Origin of the sequence: Corynebacterium sp. CMW7794 (genome assembly GCF_001563605.1) — a bacterium.
GTDB classification, from domain to species: Bacteria; Actinomycetota; Actinomycetes; order Mycobacteriales; family Mycobacteriaceae; genus Corynebacterium; species Corynebacterium phoceense.
On sequence record NZ_KQ961733.1, the window covers coordinates 1 to 15774 of the forward strand.

Genomic DNA, 15774 nt, shown 5'->3' on the forward strand with positions numbered 1-15774 from the left:
GGGCGGCGACACGAATGTCGCGAACCTTGTGCCGCTGTGCCGGTTCCATAACGGACGCAAGGGCGACGGTGATTCGTATACCCGCGATGCCGAGGGCAACTACTGGTACGTCACCCCCTACGGCAAGCGCCTACTCTGCACGGTGGACTAACCCCCACAAACGCAAACCCGCCCCCGAGGGGCGGGCGATTCGGCGTGCCGTTTTAGCTCTTGGTGCCACCGAAGACCTCGGGCACGGCGGTGACGTCGAGGGCTGCGTCGATGTCGGCGACCTCGTCAGCTGTGAGAACAATGTCGGTCGCGGCGAGATTCTCACGCAGACGCTCAGGCTTGCGGCTGCCGGGGATAGGCACCGCGCCCTTGGCCATGACCCAGGCCAGCGAGAGCTGCGCAGGCGTCGCGTCATGCACCGCAGCCAGCCGGCGGACGAGCGCGAGCAGCTCCGCGTTCGCGCCGTAGTCGCGGAACTGCGGCATCACGGCGCGGTAGTCGCCGTCGCCGAAGGAGGCGTTGGCACCCACGGTATCGGTGAGCAGGCCATTGGCCAGCGGACTAAACGCGATGAACTGCGCGCCGAGCTCCTCGACGACGGGCAGCAACGGCTCGTGCCACCGCGCCATCATGGACAGGCGGTTCTCGATGGCGGCCACTGGGGTCACCGTCTGCGCGCGGCGCAGCGTGGACTCGTCAACCTCGGACAGGCCCCACCCAAGGATTTTGCCCTCTGCGATGAGCTCGCCCATGACGCCTGCGACCTCTTCTACGGGCACCGCCGGATCTTGACGGTGCTGCAGGTAAACGTCGATGTGGTCCGTACGCAGCCGCCGCAGAGAGCCTTCCACGGAGGCGCGGATTCCCGCAGGCCGGGCGTCTGGCACGATAGGGTGCGTGCCCGTACCGTCTGAGGGCGCGAAGCGGATGCCGAACTTAGTGAGGATCTGCACCTCGTCGCGCACGCCCGCGAGCGCCTCGCCGACGACGCGTTCGTTGAGGTGCGGGTCCTCGAAGGGCCCGTAGATCTCCGCCGTGTCGAAGAAGCGATAGCCGGCGTCGAAGGCGGCGGTGAGGCTGGAGGGGCATCGGCAAGCGGGGCTCAGTACGCGTGGGACAAGCCCATCGCGCCGTAGCCAATGCGGGGCAGCATGTACATATTCTCCTTGATGTAACCCAACAGCCCGCGGACCGTTTCCACGTTGGTGTGATCGAAGCAGCTAAAACCAGGCTCCTCGAGTGAAGCGAGCGCGGCGTGGTCGGACTCGGTAAGCGAGAAGTCGAAGACGTCGAGGTTCTCCGCCATGCGCTCCGGGCGCACGGTCTTCGGAATGACAATGACGTCGAGGTCGAGCAAGTAGCGCAGCGCGACCTGGCCGGCGGTTACGCCGTGAGCGGAGGCGATTTCGTTCAGGACGGGGTTTGCGAAAATGTTGTTCATGCCCTCGGCGAACGGGCCCCAGGACATGTGCGCCACGCCGAGGTCGTCCATCACGGCATGGTCCTCACGCGCGGGACGGAAGACGTGGCTCTCAATCTGGTTGACCATCGGCGTGACATCGGAGAACGCCGCGATGTCGAGCATGCGGTTGGGGTTGAAGTTGGACACGCCGATGGCGGAGGCGAGGCCGTCGGAGTACGCACGCTCGAGGTCACGCCACGCGCCGTAGTAGTCGTTGTAGGCCTGGTGTAGCAGCACGAGGTCCACGTGGTCGGTGCCCAGGCGTTCGAGCGATTCCTGCAGCGAATCGTAGGCGCGGCCGTAGTTGGTGACCCACACCTTCGTCACGAGGAAGATATCCTCGCGCGCCACGCCGGAGTCCTTGATGCCCGCACCGACGCCGCGCTCGTTGAAATACGCCTGCGCCGTGTCAATCATGCGGTAGCCCGTGTCGAGCGCCTGGGCCACGGTGCGCTCTGTGGTGTCGTCGTCAATCTGGAAGACGCCGTAGCCCAGCTTCGGCATCTGCAGTCCGTTTGCAAGTGTTGTGAATTCCATGAACCCACTAAGACATGCCGGCTGCGCATGCGTACAATGCTTTTTCAACAGACCACCATGCACTGGAGGCATACATGGAGCTTGAACAGCTACGCCAGCTTCAGGCTGTCGCGGAGGAAGGCACGATTTCCGCGGCTGCCGATGCCCTCCACCTCACCCAGCCCGCACTCTCCCGGTCCATCCAACGGCTCGAACGCGAACTCGGAACCGAACTGTTCCGCCGGACGAAGAACCACGTCGAATTCAACGAAGCTGGCGAGCTCGCGCTGGCCGCAGCCACGGAACTCACGGCGCGCGCGGAGACGCTGCGCCGAGACCTGACAGCGCTGAGTAGGAAGCAGCGGACGGTGACGGTGGCATCGGCAGCACCGGCGCCGAGCTGGCGGCTCGCGGAGCTTGCCACGCAGCTCATGCCGGGGCTCATCCTCGACCCGGAGCTCGCGGCGAATCCAGAGCGCGTCGACGCAGACCTGCGCATCACGCTGCGCCCGCCCGGCCACCAGCTCATGACGGAGGACCTCTACGCCAACGTGCCCGCGGCGCATCGGCTGGCGGGCCGGCGCCACGTGCGGTTCGCGGACCTCAACGGCGAGCCCTTCCTCGTGCTCGCGGACATCGGTTTTTGGATGGACGTCGTGCGCGAGCACCTGCCGGACAGCGAGCTGCTCGTCCAGCGCGACGCGACCGTCTTCGAGCAGCTCCTCACGCACTCGCCCCTGCTGGCGTTTAGCACCCAGGCCACCCGGCCCCGCCCCGGCCGCACGTCCATCCCGCTTGCCGATGCCCCCGCCCACGCCACGTTCTTCCTCTCCCCCGGCCCGCACGCCGCGGCGCCCGCGCGCAAGCTCTACGAGGCAATCGCTAGAAGCTAAGTCGCATCTGATGCCACGCCACGCCGCCGTGGGTCGAGGCACTCGTGCCCTCGTCGACGAAGCCGAGCCGCGCGTAGAACCCGACGAGCTCGTCCTTGCACGTGAGCACGAGCCCCGCGCGGCCGCGTGCGCGGGAGTCCGCGATGGCGCGTTCGAGCACGCGCGTGGCTAAGCCCTTGCCGCGGCGGGCGGGGTCCGTGATGACAGAGAAGATCATCTGCCACGCGCCGTCGGGCTCGTGCGCGGTGGCGTCGGCGTACATGTCGTCGGTAAGGTCGCGGCGATTCGTCGCGAAGCCGCTCACGGCGGCAACGATTCCCGCGTCGTCGCGCAGGACCCAGTGGCATTCCGGGAATGCGGCCACGCGCGCGGCGACCTGGGCGGGTGGCGCGGCCTCGAGCCGGGCGAGCACCGCGGCATCCGCGGGATGAGCGCGTGTGATGGGCTGGCCGAGGACCGCGACGAGGGCGATGCGCTGGGTGACGACGAGGGAGGCATCGGAAAGCGGGTGCTCGCGCCAGAAGTCCGCGTGGGCGGCGCGCCAGGCGGCGACATCGGTAAAGCCCTCGCCCTCGGCGCGGGCGAAGTCAGCGTCGATGTCGCCAAACGCGCGCAGCTCGACGTCGGTGGTGCGCAGGACCGCGACGGGCGCACCCGCGGAGTCGAGGAGGATCTCGCCCTCGCCCACGCGTGGCAGAGGCTCGTCGCCGTACGCGGCGTGGAGAGAGGACGTTGCGGTCTTTGCGCCAGCAAGGATGGCAGCGACGAGCTCGTCGCGCAGCGGGCCGGGCAGGCCGTACTCGCCCAGGGTGAAGCCGTTGAATTCGGTCATGGCAACAGTCTAAACGCGCGCAGCGCCCCGCCGAAGTTCGGCGAGGCGCTGCGTGGCAGGCGGGATTATTCCCACTCGATGGTTCCCGGCGGCTTGGACGTGCAGTCCAGCACGACGCGGTTGACGTCTTTCACTTCGTTCGTGATGCGCGTGGAGATCTTCTCCAGCACGTCGTACGGCAGGCGGGTCCAGTCCGCGGTCATGGCGTCCTCAGAAGACACCGGACGCAGGACGATCGGGTGGCCGTAGGTGCGGCCGTCGCCCTGGACACCCACGGAGCGGACGTCGGCGAGCAGCACGACCGGGCACTGCCAGATCTCGTTATCGAGGCCAGCAGCGGTAAGCTCCGTGCGCGCAATAAGGTCGGCCTGGCGCAGCGTCTCCAAACGGTCTGCGGTGACCTCGCCAATAATGCGGATGCCCAGGCCCGGGCCCGGGAACGGCTGGCGGCCGACGATCTCGTCCGGCAGTCCGAGCTCGCGGCCCACGGCGCGGACCTCGTCCTTGAACAGGAGGCGCAGCGGCTCGACAAGGGTGAACTCGACGTCGTCCGGCAGACCGCCCACGTTGTGGTGGCTCTTGATATTCGCGGTGCCGTCGCCGCCGCCGGACTCCACGACGTCCGGGTACAAGGTGCCCTGGACGAGGAAATCGACGGTGGAGTTAGCGGGGGCATCGGCAAGCACGCCTGCGACGGCGCGCTCGAAGGAGCGGATGAACTCCGCGCCGATGGCCTTGCGCTTGGCCTCCGGCTCCGTGACGCCGGCGAGCTTGTTGAGGAAAGCCTCGCGCTCGTCGACAGTGACGAGCTTCGCGCCCGTCGACTCGACGAAGTCGTGCTCGACCTGCTCGCGCTCGCCCGCACGCAGCAGGCCGTGGTCGACGAAGACGCAGGTGAGGCGGTCGCCGATGGCGCGCTGCACGAGGGCAGCAGCCACGGCGGAATCCACGCCGCCCGACAAGCCGCAAATCGCGCGGCCGTCCGGGCCGACCTGCTCGCGGACCTGCTCGATGAGCTGATCAGCGATGTTGTCCGCGGTCCAGTTCTGTTCGAGGCCAGCGACCTCGGTGAGGAAGCGGGTAAGCACCTTCTGACCATGGTCGGAGTGCATGACCTCCGGGTGGTACTGGACGCCGGCCATGTGCTTGGTCAGGCACTCGAACGCGGCGACTGGGGCACCGGCAGAGGTCGCGGTGACCTCGAAGCCCTCCGGGGCCTTCGTCACGGAGTCACCGTGGGACATCCAAGCGTTGTGCTTTTCTTCGAGACCCTCGTGCAGGACGCCGCCGGAGACGGTGATCTCGGTGCGGCCGTACTCGCGGGCGCCGGTCGCAGCGACGGTGCCGCCGAGTGCCTGCGTCATGGCCTGGAAGCCATAGCAGATGCCAAAGACCGGGATGCCCAGCTCGAGCAGCTCCGGCTTGAGCACCGGGGCGCCATCCTCGTAGACCGACGAAGGACCGCCGGAGAGGACGAGCGCGGCCGGGTTCTTGGCCTTGATTTCTTCTACAGATGCGGAATTCGGGACGACCTCGGAGTAGATGTTGGCCTCGCGCACGCGGCGAGCAATAAGCTGCGCGTACTGGGCGCCAAAGTCCACGACGAGGACGGGGCGTGGATGAGTAGTAGTCACGCGCTACAGTTTAACGCATGCGCCCCTGTCTTCTTCCCCCAGCCGTCGCGTTGGTGTGCGCGCTCGCCGGATGCCACGCTGCGCCGACGACCGCCGGGCTCACGGGCGTGCTCGACGAGGCGGGCATCCCGCCCGTCACGGTCACGGCGGAAGAGCTCTTTGGCCACGAGTGGGACGCGTTCGCGGTCCGCGGCGACGAAGTGACGCTGTGGCGCGACGGAATCGCGGAACACGTCCCAATGAACGACGGCATGGTGACGTTCGGTGACCGCGACATCGCGCGCTCCCCCATGTCGACGAAGCTCACTTTCGATAACGAGGGCCGCTGGATTTTCCTCGACGACTAACGCGCGGCCGCCGCGAGCGCCGCGCGGAACGCCACCAGCGCGGGGTGATGCTCGCGGCCGACAGAAACTGCGGTGTACAGCGTGCGCGCGAGTCGCCCGGGAAGCTCAACGACGCGGACGCCAAAGATGTTGGGCAGCAGCAACTCCGGCACGATCGATACCGCGTGGCCGCCCCGCACGAGATGGGCGTGCAGAAACGGATCTGGCGTCTGAAAGGCGAAATTCGGCTCGAACCCATGCCGGCGGCACAGCGCTCGAGCAAAATGCCCGACGGCCTGATCCGGAGGGTCGATGGCAAAGGGCACGCCCTCCAGCTCCGGCAGCTCCAAGCCCGACCAAGGGCCGGTCTCCGGCGTGATGAGGTACATCGGGTCGCGCGTGAGCGTCTCGCGGTGCATGTTTCCGTCCGTCGGCGGGACGTCGCCCGGATAATCCTCGCCGAGAATGAGGTCGACCTCACGGCGCACGAGCAGCTCCGCGGCGGTGTACATATCGTGTTGGATGACCTCGACTGTTAGTTCAGGGAACTCGACGGCCAGCTGGGTCAGGGCCGCGGGCAAGAGGGAGGAGAGAACCGTTTGAAAACTCGTCACCCGGATCGTCCCGTGCACCTGTGACGTCGACGCGGCGACGGCGGACGCGGCCTCATCGGCCAGCGCGAGCATGCGTTCGGCGTAGTCTGCGAGCACCTCGCCCTGCTCCGTGAGCCGCAGGCGCCGGCCCACGCGCTCCGTCAGCCGCGCTCCCGCGTCGCGTTCGCACGCCGCGAGCTGCTGCGAGACCGCCGAATGCGTGTAGTGCAGCGAGTCCGCCACAGCGGTGACGGTCCCAAGCCGTCGCAGCTCGGCGAGGATACGCAGGCGACGGAGATCCAACATGCCCAAAAGGTTAGCATCTCTAACAGTTAATCTGCGTAAAGTTTAGCTAGTCCGACGGTTTGCTATCCGTCACACTAGACGCATGAAGGAAATCCTGTGCATCATCGGCTCGTGTATCTCGCTCCAGCTCGGCGCCGCCCTCGCCGTCCAGCTGTTTCCTGTTGCCAGCACGTGGGGAACCGCTATCGTGCGCCTCGTCACCGCTGGGATGCTGCTATGCGCGCTGGTGCGCCCGCGCGTTAGCCGCTGGACACGCACGCAATGGGGCGCTGTCGTGCTGTTTGGCGCGTCGCTCGGACTCATGAATGGCTTCTTCTACGCGGCCATCGGCCGCATCCCGCTGGGCACAGCCATAACCATCGAGTTCCTCGGCCCTCTCCTGCTTGCCGCGGTGCTCTCGCGTTCGCTTGCCGATGCCCTCTGCGTCCTCCTCGCTCTCTGCGGCATAGCTTTGCTCGGGTTGGACTCGCTCACGGGTTCCACGCTCGATCCGGTAGGCGCCGTCTTTGCGCTCATCGCTGGAGGGTTTTGGGTCTGTTACATCCTCGCTTCCCAACGCGCGGGCAGGCTCGTTCCAGGCCAAGGCGGACTCGCCGTAGCGCTGCTTCTGGGTGGGGTGGTGCTGGTGCCCCTGGGGGCACCGGGAGCCGCGACCATTACCACCGACCCGTCGCTGTTGCTGCTCGCAGCGGGCACGGGGCTGCTTGCCTCGCTCATCCCCTACTCGCTCGAGCTCGCGGCCTTGCGCGGCTTGACGCCTAATGCCTTCTCCGTGCTTATCGCGCTCGAGCCCGTCTTCGCCGCGTTCTTCGGGTGGCTGTTACTCGCCCAGCCGGTCACGGTGCTCAAGGGAGCAGCGGTGTGCCTGGTCGTTGCCGCGTCAATTCTCCAGACCCTGACGACGAGCCGCCGGCGACCGAAGAAACCCGCGTCCCTGGAGCCTGTTAGCTGTTAGAGGTCGGCGACTTTGACGCCGCTGCGTGGACGCGAGCCCCAGGAGACAAACGCCCCCACCGCCACGCCGATGACCACGCCGACCAAAATATCGGTGAGCCAGTGCACGCCCACATACATACGAGCCAGCGCGCTAGCTACGGCGAATGCCCACGCCCACGGCTTGCGAATGACCATCGCCAGCGCAAAGATGGCGACCGTGTGCGCCGAGGGCATGCCGGAATCCACGACCTGGGTCAGCTGGTAGAACTCCGGCGGACGCGGCCGGTCGATGATCCATTTGAGAACCAACGCGGTGACCTCGCCCAGTCCCACTGCGAAGGCCGGACTCCAGCGTCGCGAATACAGCCCCCACGCCAACACCGCGAGGAAGAGCCAACGCGGTGTCAACAGGTGGCTGAAGATGACGGTGGGATCGTTAAGCCACTCGATGCGATGGTTGTAAACGAAATCTAATACTGCTTGATCCATAGTGAGATGCGCACGCGGGAAAGACGCCGCGTTAACGGACGGCGAGACCGACCTTCTGGAAAGCCTTCAGATCGGTGTACCCACACTTGGCCATGGCGCGCTTCAAGCCGCCGACCAGGTTGAGCAAGCCATGCGGCTCGTTGGACGGGCCGTGAAGGACGACCTCGAGGCTGGGGCGATCGGCCGCCACGGAGGCATCGGGAAGCACCTCGAGCGAGTAGAGATCCGAGGACTCGATGACGCCGCGCGGGAAGCGCGGGTGGCCCGCCGTCGACGGCCAGTAGAAGCCCTGGCCGCCAGCCTCGGCCGCGCGGGCGAGGACGGGGCCGAGCACGACGGCATCGGCACCGCAAGCAATGGCCTTGGCGATGTCCGCGGAGGTGAAGATGTCTCCATCAGCGAGGATGTGGACGTAGCGGCCACCGGTCTCGTCAAGATAGTCGCGGCGCGCGGCAGCAACGTCTGCGATGGTGGTGGCCATGGGCACGTCGATACCCACGGTCTCCGCGTTGGTGTTCACGCCGGAGCCGACGATGATGCCCGCCGCGCCCGCGCGCATGAGGTGCAGGGCGGTGGTGTAATCCGCCACGCCGCCCGCGATAACCGGGGTATCGATGGAGCCGATGAACTCCTTGAGGTTGAGCGGCTCCCCGCCCTGCTGGACGTGCTCAGCGGAAATGAGCGTGCCCTGGATAAACAGGATCTCCGCGCCCGCCTTGATGACGACGGGAGCGAGCTCACGAGCACGCTGCGGCGAGACGCGCACGGCCACGGTCACACCGGCATCACGAACCTGCGCGATGCGCTCGGCGAGCAGCTCCTCGTTAAGCGGAGCCGCGTGGAGCTCTTGGAGTACCGACAGGTCGGTGGAGTTCTCGGCGACGCGGGCCAGCGCACCCTCGAGGTCCTCGTGGCGTCCCCACAGGCCCTCGGCGTTGATGACGCCTAGGCCGCCTTGCTTGCCCATCTCGATGATGAACTCCGGCGTCGCCAGCGCATCCGTGGGGTGCGAGACGAGCGGGGTGTCGAAGGTGTAGGCGTCGATGTGCCAGGTGGTGTCGACGTCTTTCGAGGAACGAGTGCGGCGGGTCGGGACGAGCGAGACCTGCGCTAGGTCGTAGGTGCGGCGAGCCTCGCGGCCGATGCCAATTTCAACGTAGTCGCGCATGGATAATCCTTAGCGGTAGTTCGGGGCTTCGATGATCTGCTGCAGGTGGTGCGGGTGGGATTCCTTGAGACCCGCGGCGGTAATCTGCACGAAGCGCTTGGTCTTGAGCTCCTCGAGGTTCGCGGAACCGGTGTAGCCCATCGAGGCACGCAGGCCGCCGATGACCTGGTGAACGATGGCATCCATGTCGCCGCGGAACGGCACGCGTCCCTCCACGCCTTCCGGCACGAGCTTGTCCTCGCTCTTGACGTCTGCCTGGAAGTAGCGGTCCTTGGAGAAGGAACGCTTCTCGCCGGACAGGCCGCGGCCCTGCATGGCGCCCATGGAGCCCATGCCGCGGTAGCGCTTGTACTGCTTGCCGTTCACGACGACGATGTCGCCGGGGGCCTCGGTGGTGCCAGCGAACATGGAGCCGAGCATGACGGTGTCAGCACCGGCCGCGAGTGCCTTGGCGATGTCGCCAGAGTACTGCATGCCGCCGTCGCCGATGATCGGGATGCCCGCCGGGCCCGCGACCGCGGCGGCTTCCATGATGGCGGTAATCTGCGGCGCGCCGACGCCAGCGACCACGCGGGTGGTGCAGATGGAGCCCGGGCCGATGCCGACCTTGATGGCGTCCGCGCCAGCGGCGATCATGTCGCGCGCCGCCTCGCGGGTGGCGAGGTTGCCGCCCACGACGTCGATCTTCGCACCGAAGTCCTTCTGCACGCGGGAGACCATCTCGAGCACGCGGTTGTTGTGCGCGTGGGCGGAGTCGACGACGAGGACGTCGACGCCCGCGTCGACGAGTGCGCCGGCGCGGTTGTACGCGTCCTCGCCGGTGCCGATACCCGCGGCAACGAGCAGGCGGCCGGAGTCGTCCTTCGAAGCGTTGGGGAACTGCTCGGTCTTGACGAAGTCCTTGACGGTGATAAGGCCGACGAGCTTGTTGTTCGCGTCGACGATGGGCAGTTTTTCAACCTTATTGGTGGAAAGCAACGCCAGCGCCTCGTCCTTCGTCACACCTTCCTTGGCGACGACGAGCGGCATGGGCGTCATAATCTCAGAGACCTTGCGCGAGTAGTCCGGCTCGAAGCGCATGTCGCGGTTGGTGCAGATACCCAACAGGATGCCATCCGCGTCGACTACCGGCAGGCCGGAGATGCGGAAGCGGGCGCAGAGGTCGTCGACTTCCTGGATGGTCATATCCGGCGTCGCGGTGACCGGATCCGTGACCATGCCCGATTCGGAGCGCTTCACAATCTCTACCTGCTGTGCTTGATCCTCCGTGGACAGGTTGCGGTGGAGCACGCCGATGCCGCCCTGGCGGGCCATCGCAATAGCCATCCGCGCCTCGGTAACGGTGTCCATCGCGGCCGATACCAGTGGGACGCCCAGGCGAATATTGCGCGTGAATTGAGCCGACGTCTCTACCTCGGAAGGAACGATGTTGGATTCGGCCGGAAGCAGAAGGACATCGTCAAAGGTCAAGCCGTAGAGAGCAACCTTATTCGGGTCGTCCCCACCGGTGTGAATACGAGAATCGGTCATGCGAAGCAGTCTCCTAACATATGCGGCATCAAACAAGGCTGATAGTGCCTTTTACTGTAGTCTTTTCGACTCTCAAGGGGGAATTGCGCAATAGCGCACGGCCCCCTAGGCTCGATCGGGTGAACTTTTTCGCGAATATGCCCCGCGATCCCTTCGCGGATGATCCCAACGACCCCGCGTCCTTCTTGGAAGAAGAGGACACCGTCGAGCCGTTGAGCCCTGAGGAACGCGCCGCGGTCGAACACGACCTAAAGCTCGTCCAGGAATTCGCCCGCGTCCTCGGCCCCCGCGGCGTCGACGGCGTGTTCTTCTTCTGCGAAGACTGCGGCGAAGACCACTTCTACGAGTGGGACATCATGGCCGCCAACATGCGCTCGACGCTGGGCAACGAGCTCGCGCCCGTCCATGAGCCCGGCGCCCAGCCCGACCCGTCGCGCTACGTCCCGTGGGACTACGCGCTGGGCTACCTCGACGGACTCGAGGGCCGCTAGCCCCGCCGCAACGCACGCGCCACACGCAGCGTGCAACACGACAAACCCGGCGACCATGTGGTCGCCGGGTTCTTCGCTGTCGGTGTCGTCGGCCTAGATGTCGTCTGCGGCGCCGACGCGGTCGCCGTTGGCGTCACGGACGGCATCGGCAGCAGAATTGCCCGCGTTACCGGAGTTACCGCCGTTGGAGACGCCCATGTTCGGATCATCGGCCACGGCGGTCTCCGTCTGCAGCGGTTCCGGGGCCTGCGTCGCCGACGTACCTCCGTCCACGGACGGCTCAGTCGAACCGATGCCTTCCTCGCCTTGGCTCGGAGCCTGGACGGTTTCCGTCTGGACGAGGGTCTGCGTGACGGTGCCGGGCTCGGCGGTGGACGAGGGGGCATCGGAAGCCGGGGGCGTCACGGTAACCGTCACCGTGATTTTCTGGCTGCGCTGCTGCTCGAGACGCTTTTCAGCGGCCTCCAGCTTGGCCACGACCTCAGGAGACGGATCCTTGAGCTTCTTGCGCGTATCGGACAGTACGGCACGCGCGCCCTCGATATCGCCTTGGGCAACCTTGTCCTGCATCTCCTCGAGCGAGGAGGCGAGCTCCACCTCTGCAGCGTCCTGCGACTTACCAAAGACGGACTCGTTGAGACCATGAAGCGGCGAGCCGGGACCGGCGTTATAGATCACAGCGCCAGACCCCGCGAGAAGCACGGTCGCAGCGGCAGCCCCGATAAGACCGGAGGCCCAGGGGCTGACGCGACGGCGACGCCGCGCGGCAGCAAGAGAGATTACTTCGGGCTCTTGGTCCGCGCCCTCAACAACGGGTGCTGGCGGCATGGGAGCCTCGACTTCGTCACGCAGTTCGAGGAACAGCGCTGCCAGCGGGTCGTCGCCCGCTGAGGGATCGTTGCCCAAGGAAAGTTCGGTGAGGAATGCGTCGTCATCGACGAGCGGCTGGAGCTGTGCGGCGATGTCTTGGGTCTCCGCATCATTGCGCTTAGCCATTCAGCTCACTCCTTTCCTGGATATAAAATATTAATGAAATCACGCGCGCTCAGCCTGCTGAGAGGAAACGGCTTTACGCAGTTGGGATAGCGCACGATGCTGCGCAACACGGACCGCGCCTGGAGTTGAACCGACGATCTCCGCCGTCTCTTCTGCGGAGAGACCGACGAAGACGCGGAGAATAACGATGTCGCGGGCCTTGTCGCTTAATGTATCGAGCAACGCGCGCACCTTGTTACTTCCGTCGGCTTCTAAAGCCGCTTCCTCGGGAGTGTTCTCCGTCGCAGTGAAATCCGGGACGTCCTCGGTGGGCAGGGAATGGTCACGACCCATCGCTCGGTGCGCATCTGTCACCTTGTTAAACGCGATGCCGTAGACGAACGCCATAAACGGGCGTCCTTTGTCTTCGTAGCCAGAAATGGCGGTGGAGACGGCGAGGCAGATTTCCTGCGTCACGTCTTCGGCCGTGGGCTGACGCCCGCCGCCAATGCGCGCACGGCAATAGCGCAGCACCTGCGGATAAATAATCGCGAGAAGCTTCTGCAGCGCACGTTTATTACCGTCAACGGCCAACGGCACCAGGCCGTCGAGCTCAGAGTCGGTGTCGCTCACTTGTCACCATCCCTCACGCGAAAGTCGTTCCCAGCTTTTAACATATTGGCACAATCTCGTGAAAGAAACACAAACAGCCGCGTGGGTTTTAAAGAAGGAGGAAAATTCACCAATCTTTAACCTTTCTTATCTTCGCAGGTAGACCCCCTCCGGCGCGGCGCCGCACACCGCACGCCATGCGAAGGCAACCCACGGTTCAACAACCGTTCATGTCGCGGGTAGACACTTCCTATCTCGTACGACACGCCGCGATGCGTGAAGGTCTAACACAAGGAGACAGAAGGAACGTGGCTCAGCCTCAATTCCTGCCGGGACCTACTTCCGAGCTGTGGGAGTGGCAATTGCACGGCGCGTGCCGTGGCGAGAACTCGGACGTTTTCTACCATCCGGACGGCGAGCGCGGCCGCGCGCGTGCCCAGCGCGAGAACCGTGCCAAGGCGATTTGCAGCGGCTGCCCCGTCATTGAGCTGTGCCGCGAGCATGCGCTCGCCTCGGCTGAGCCTTACGGCGTGTGGGGCGGCATGAGCGAGACCGAGCGCACCATTGCGCTGCGTTCCCGCCGCAACCGCGCCAAGGTCACCGTCTAGCTTGCCGATGCCCCCTCGACATACGTCGCCAGATACTTTCCGGTGAGACTGTCGCCGGGGTCGGCGGCGAGTGCGCGGGGGCTTGCCTGCGCGATAACGCGGCCGCCGGCGCTGCCGGCGCCGGGACCGAGATCGATGACGTGGTCGGCGCGCGCGACGACGGCGAGGTGGTGTTCGACCGCGATGACGGTCATGCCCTCATCGACGAAGCGGTCGATGAGCCGCACGAGCGTGTCGATGTCCGCGAGATGGAGGCCGGTAGTCGGCTCGTCGAGGACGATGACGTCGACGGGATCGGCGGGCGCCTTCTTCGCGCGGCGCGCTGTGGCGAGTTCGCCGAGGTGGACCGCGAGCTTGAGGCGCTGACGCTCGCCGCCCGAGAGCGTGGTGAGCGACTGTCCGAGCGTGAGGTAGCTAAGCCCCACGGCGACGAGGTCGTCGCAGATGCGCGCGGCGGCGGTGACCTTCGCGGCGCGGAGGAACTCGGCGGCGCGGGCGGCGGGCAGCTCGAGGACGTCTGCGATAGTGAGTGACTCCTCGCCGGCGGTGAGCCGGAAGTCGAGGACGGCGTCGGCGAAGCGTCGGCCTTCGCAGACTTCGCAGGGCACGTCGACGCCGGACATGAAGCCGAGTTCGACGAAGACCGTGCCGGCGCCGTTGCAGTTCGGGCACGCGCCCTCAGAGTTCGCGGAGAAGAGCGCGGGTTTGACGCCATTGGCCTTGGCAAAGGCGCTGCGGATGGAATCGAGCGCGCCGGTGTACGTCGCGGGATTGGAGCGGCGCGAGCCCTTGATGGGTTTCTGGTCCACGAGCAGGAACGAACCCGGCAGGCAGTCCATGAGTGAGGACTTGCCGGAGCCCGCGATGCCTGTGATGCACGTGAAGACGCCGCGCGGGATGTCGACGTCGACGTCGCGCAGATTATTCTTCGACGCGCCGCGGACCTCGATGGCGCCGGTGGGCTCGCGCACGGTGTCTTTAAAGTGGGCGCGGTCGGCGAGGTGACGGCTCGTTGCAGACTCCGCCGACGCGCCAGCGGCGGCGACTGCGCGCAACTCGGCGACGGTGCCGGCGAACATGATTTCGCCGCCCTCACTGCCGGCGCCGGGTCCGAGATCCACGACGTAATCGACGAGCTCGATAATTTCCGGCTTGTGCTCGACGACGAGGACGGTGTTGCCCTTGTCGCGCAGCGCGAGCAGCAGGCGGCCGAGCCGCGCGATGTCGTGCGGGTGAAGGCCGACGGTCGGCTCGTCGAAGACGTAGGTGGCATCCGTGAGCGCCGATGAGAGGTGTCGCACCATGCGGGTGCGCTGCGCCTCGCCACCAGACAGCGTGCCCGCTGGGCGGTCGAGCGTGAGATAACCTAGCCCCAGCTCGATGGCGTTGCGCAGGGACTGCGCGATGGAGTCGACGAGCGGGGCGACCTGCGGCAGACTGAGGGCGTCGAGCCAGGCGAGGGCATCGGAAAGCTCGAGCGCGCAGACGTCTGCGATGGACTTACCTGCGAGCTGTGAGTGGCGGGCGTGCTGAGCCAGGCGCGTGCCCTCGCAGGCGGGGCAGGTCACGAACTGGACGGCGCGCTCGACGAACTCTCGGACGTGCTTCTGGAGACTCGCCGGGTCCTTGGCGAGCATCGAGCCGCGCATGCGAGGCAGCAGGCCCTGGTAGCTCACGTTGATGCCGTTGAGCTTCGTCTTGATGCCGTCGAGTTCAAGCAGCGCGTGCCGCTGTTCCTCGGTGAACTCGCGGACGGGGACGTCCGTGGGATAGAGGCCGGACTGGGTGTAGGCCTTCCACGTCCACGAGCCGACCTTGAGGCCGGGTAGGAGGATGGCGCCGTCGTCAAGGGAGAGCGATTCGTCCACGACGGCGGAAAGATCGATGTCGGAGACGGTGCCGCGGCCCTCGCACGTGGGGCACATGCCGCCGGTCCTCTCGAATCGCGTGAGCTCCTTCTTCTTCTTTCCGTTGACGGACATGCCGCCTTGGGCAGAGACGGAGGGCACGTTGAAAGAGTAGGCGCCGGGGCCGCCCGCGCGGGGCTCGGCGGCGCGGGAGAAGAGCACGCGCAGCGCCGGCGTGATGTCCGTGGCGGTACCAAACGTCGAGCGCGCGTTGGCGGCCATGGGCTCCTGCCCCACGATGACGGCGGCGGTGAGCCCCTCCAGGCGGTCGACATCCGGGCGCGGCAGGGATTGCATGAAGCCCTGGACGAAGCCGGGGTAGGTCTCGTTGACCAGGCGCTGCGACTCCGCGGCGATGGTGTCGAAAACGAGAGAGGACTTGCCGGAGCCCGACACGCCGGTGAAGACGGTGAGCTGGCGCTTGGGGATGTCGACGGAGACGCCGCGCAGGTTGTTATCGCGCGCGCCGGTCACACGGATGAAATCATGCACGTGCATCATCATA

At 66.1% G+C, this 15774-nt stretch carries 16 protein-coding genes; 5 read left to right on the plus strand and 11 right to left on the minus strand.

Going from position 1 to position 15774, the window contains the following annotated elements:
• Positions 1-203 precede the first annotated feature (203 nt).
• The gene (locus HMPREF3227_RS05560) at positions 204-1211 is read right to left on the minus strand and encodes an aldo/keto reductase (protein WP_141759233.1); all 1008 of its coding nucleotides are present in this window, start codon (positions 1209-1211) and stop codon (positions 204-206) included.
• On the minus strand, positions 1094-1990 hold the full coding sequence (locus tag HMPREF3227_RS05565) for an aldo/keto reductase (RefSeq protein ID WP_066511046.1): 897 nt from the start codon (positions 1988-1990) through the stop codon (positions 1094-1096). The genes HMPREF3227_RS05560 and HMPREF3227_RS05565 overlap by 118 nt, the downstream gene beginning before the upstream one ends.
• A 74-nt stretch (positions 1991-2064) precedes the next feature.
• On the opposite strand from HMPREF3227_RS05565, the gene HMPREF3227_RS05570 reads away from it, so the two are divergent.
• On the plus strand, positions 2065-2862 hold the full coding sequence (locus HMPREF3227_RS05570) for a LysR family transcriptional regulator (RefSeq protein WP_066486110.1): 798 nt from the start codon (positions 2065-2067) through the stop codon (positions 2860-2862).
• Here the strand turns inward: HMPREF3227_RS05570 and HMPREF3227_RS13520 are convergent.
• Both HMPREF3227_RS13520 and guaA read right to left on the minus strand, forming a co-directional pair.
• Positions 2852-3694: a GNAT family N-acetyltransferase gene (locus tag HMPREF3227_RS13520; RefSeq protein ID WP_197429501.1), complete on the minus strand. Its 843-nt coding sequence runs from the start codon at positions 3692-3694 to the stop codon at positions 2852-2854. The two genes, HMPREF3227_RS05570 and HMPREF3227_RS13520, sit on opposite strands and share 11 nt — an antisense overlap.
• 65 nt (positions 3695-3759) lie before the next feature.
• Positions 3760-5328: a glutamine-hydrolyzing GMP synthase gene (gene guaA / locus HMPREF3227_RS05580; RefSeq protein WP_066486117.1), complete on the minus strand. Its 1569-nt coding sequence runs from the start codon at positions 5326-5328 to the stop codon at positions 3760-3762.
• A 17-nt stretch (positions 5329-5345) separates the two neighbouring features.
• Here guaA and HMPREF3227_RS05585 point away from each other — a divergent pair, with 17 nt between their 5' ends.
• Positions 5346-5675 (plus strand): hypothetical protein, encoded by a 330-nt coding sequence (locus HMPREF3227_RS05585; RefSeq protein WP_066511051.1) that lies wholly within the window; start codon positions 5346-5348, stop codon positions 5673-5675.
• Here the strand turns inward: HMPREF3227_RS05585 and HMPREF3227_RS05590 are convergent.
• A complete protein-coding gene (locus HMPREF3227_RS05590) occupies positions 5672-6553 on the minus strand; it encodes a LysR family transcriptional regulator (RefSeq protein WP_066511053.1) in 882 nt (293 codons plus the stop codon). The genes HMPREF3227_RS05585 and HMPREF3227_RS05590 overlap by 4 nt on opposite strands.
• An 82-nt stretch (positions 6554-6635) precedes the next feature.
• Between HMPREF3227_RS05590 and HMPREF3227_RS05595 the strand changes: the two genes are divergently transcribed.
• Positions 6636-7508: an EamA family transporter gene (locus tag HMPREF3227_RS05595; protein ID WP_066511056.1), complete on the plus strand. Its 873-nt coding sequence runs from the start codon at positions 6636-6638 to the stop codon at positions 7506-7508.
• Here the strand turns inward: HMPREF3227_RS05595 and HMPREF3227_RS05600 are convergent.
• Genes HMPREF3227_RS05600 through guaB form a run of 3 tightly spaced genes read right to left on the minus strand, consistent with a single transcriptional unit; the run spans position 7505 to position 10676 of the window.
• Positions 7505-7978, minus strand: coding sequence for a phosphatase PAP2 family protein (locus HMPREF3227_RS05600; RefSeq protein WP_066486146.1), 474 nt, complete (start codon positions 7976-7978; stop codon positions 7505-7507). The two genes, HMPREF3227_RS05595 and HMPREF3227_RS05600, sit on opposite strands and share 4 nt — an antisense overlap.
• Before the next feature lie 31 nt (positions 7979-8009).
• On the minus strand, positions 8010-9146 hold the full coding sequence (locus HMPREF3227_RS05605; RefSeq protein WP_066486149.1) for a GuaB3 family IMP dehydrogenase-related protein: 1137 nt from the start codon (positions 9144-9146) through the stop codon (positions 8010-8012).
• A gap of 9 nt (positions 9147-9155) precedes the next feature.
• Positions 9156-10676: an IMP dehydrogenase gene (gene guaB, locus HMPREF3227_RS05610; protein ID WP_066511062.1), complete on the minus strand. Its 1521-nt coding sequence runs from the start codon at positions 10674-10676 to the stop codon at positions 9156-9158.
• A 119-nt stretch (positions 10677-10795) separates the two neighbouring features.
• Between guaB and HMPREF3227_RS05615 the strand changes: the two genes are divergently transcribed.
• On the plus strand, positions 10796-11167 hold the full coding sequence (locus tag HMPREF3227_RS05615) for a DUF5319 domain-containing protein (RefSeq protein ID WP_066486154.1): 372 nt from the start codon (positions 10796-10798) through the stop codon (positions 11165-11167).
• Positions 11168-11260: 93 nt separating this feature from the next.
• On the opposite strand, the gene HMPREF3227_RS05620 is transcribed toward HMPREF3227_RS05615, so the two are convergent.
• Both HMPREF3227_RS05620 and HMPREF3227_RS05625 read right to left on the minus strand, forming a co-directional pair.
• Positions 11261-12163, minus strand: a complete 903-nt coding sequence (locus HMPREF3227_RS05620) for a hypothetical protein (RefSeq protein ID WP_196131080.1) — start codon at positions 12161-12163, stop codon at positions 11261-11263.
• A 39-nt stretch (positions 12164-12202) separates the two neighbouring features.
• Positions 12203-12775 carry a sigma-70 family RNA polymerase sigma factor gene (locus HMPREF3227_RS05625; protein ID WP_066511065.1) on the minus strand — a complete coding sequence of 191 codons (573 nt, stop codon included), beginning with the start codon at positions 12773-12775 and terminating at the stop codon, positions 12203-12205.
• Positions 12776-13062: 287 nt separating this feature from the next.
• Here HMPREF3227_RS05625 and HMPREF3227_RS05630 point away from each other — a divergent pair, with 287 nt between their 5' ends.
• Positions 13063-13362, plus strand: a complete 300-nt coding sequence (locus HMPREF3227_RS05630; protein WP_066486158.1) for a WhiB family transcriptional regulator — start codon at positions 13063-13065, stop codon at positions 13360-13362.
• Here HMPREF3227_RS05630 and HMPREF3227_RS05635 read toward each other — a convergent pair.
• Positions 13359-15767: an excinuclease ABC subunit UvrA gene (locus tag HMPREF3227_RS05635; protein ID WP_066511131.1), complete on the minus strand. Its 2409-nt coding sequence runs from the start codon at positions 15765-15767 to the stop codon at positions 13359-13361. The two genes, HMPREF3227_RS05630 and HMPREF3227_RS05635, sit on opposite strands and share 4 nt — an antisense overlap.
• Positions 15768-15774: the final 7 nt, after the last annotated feature.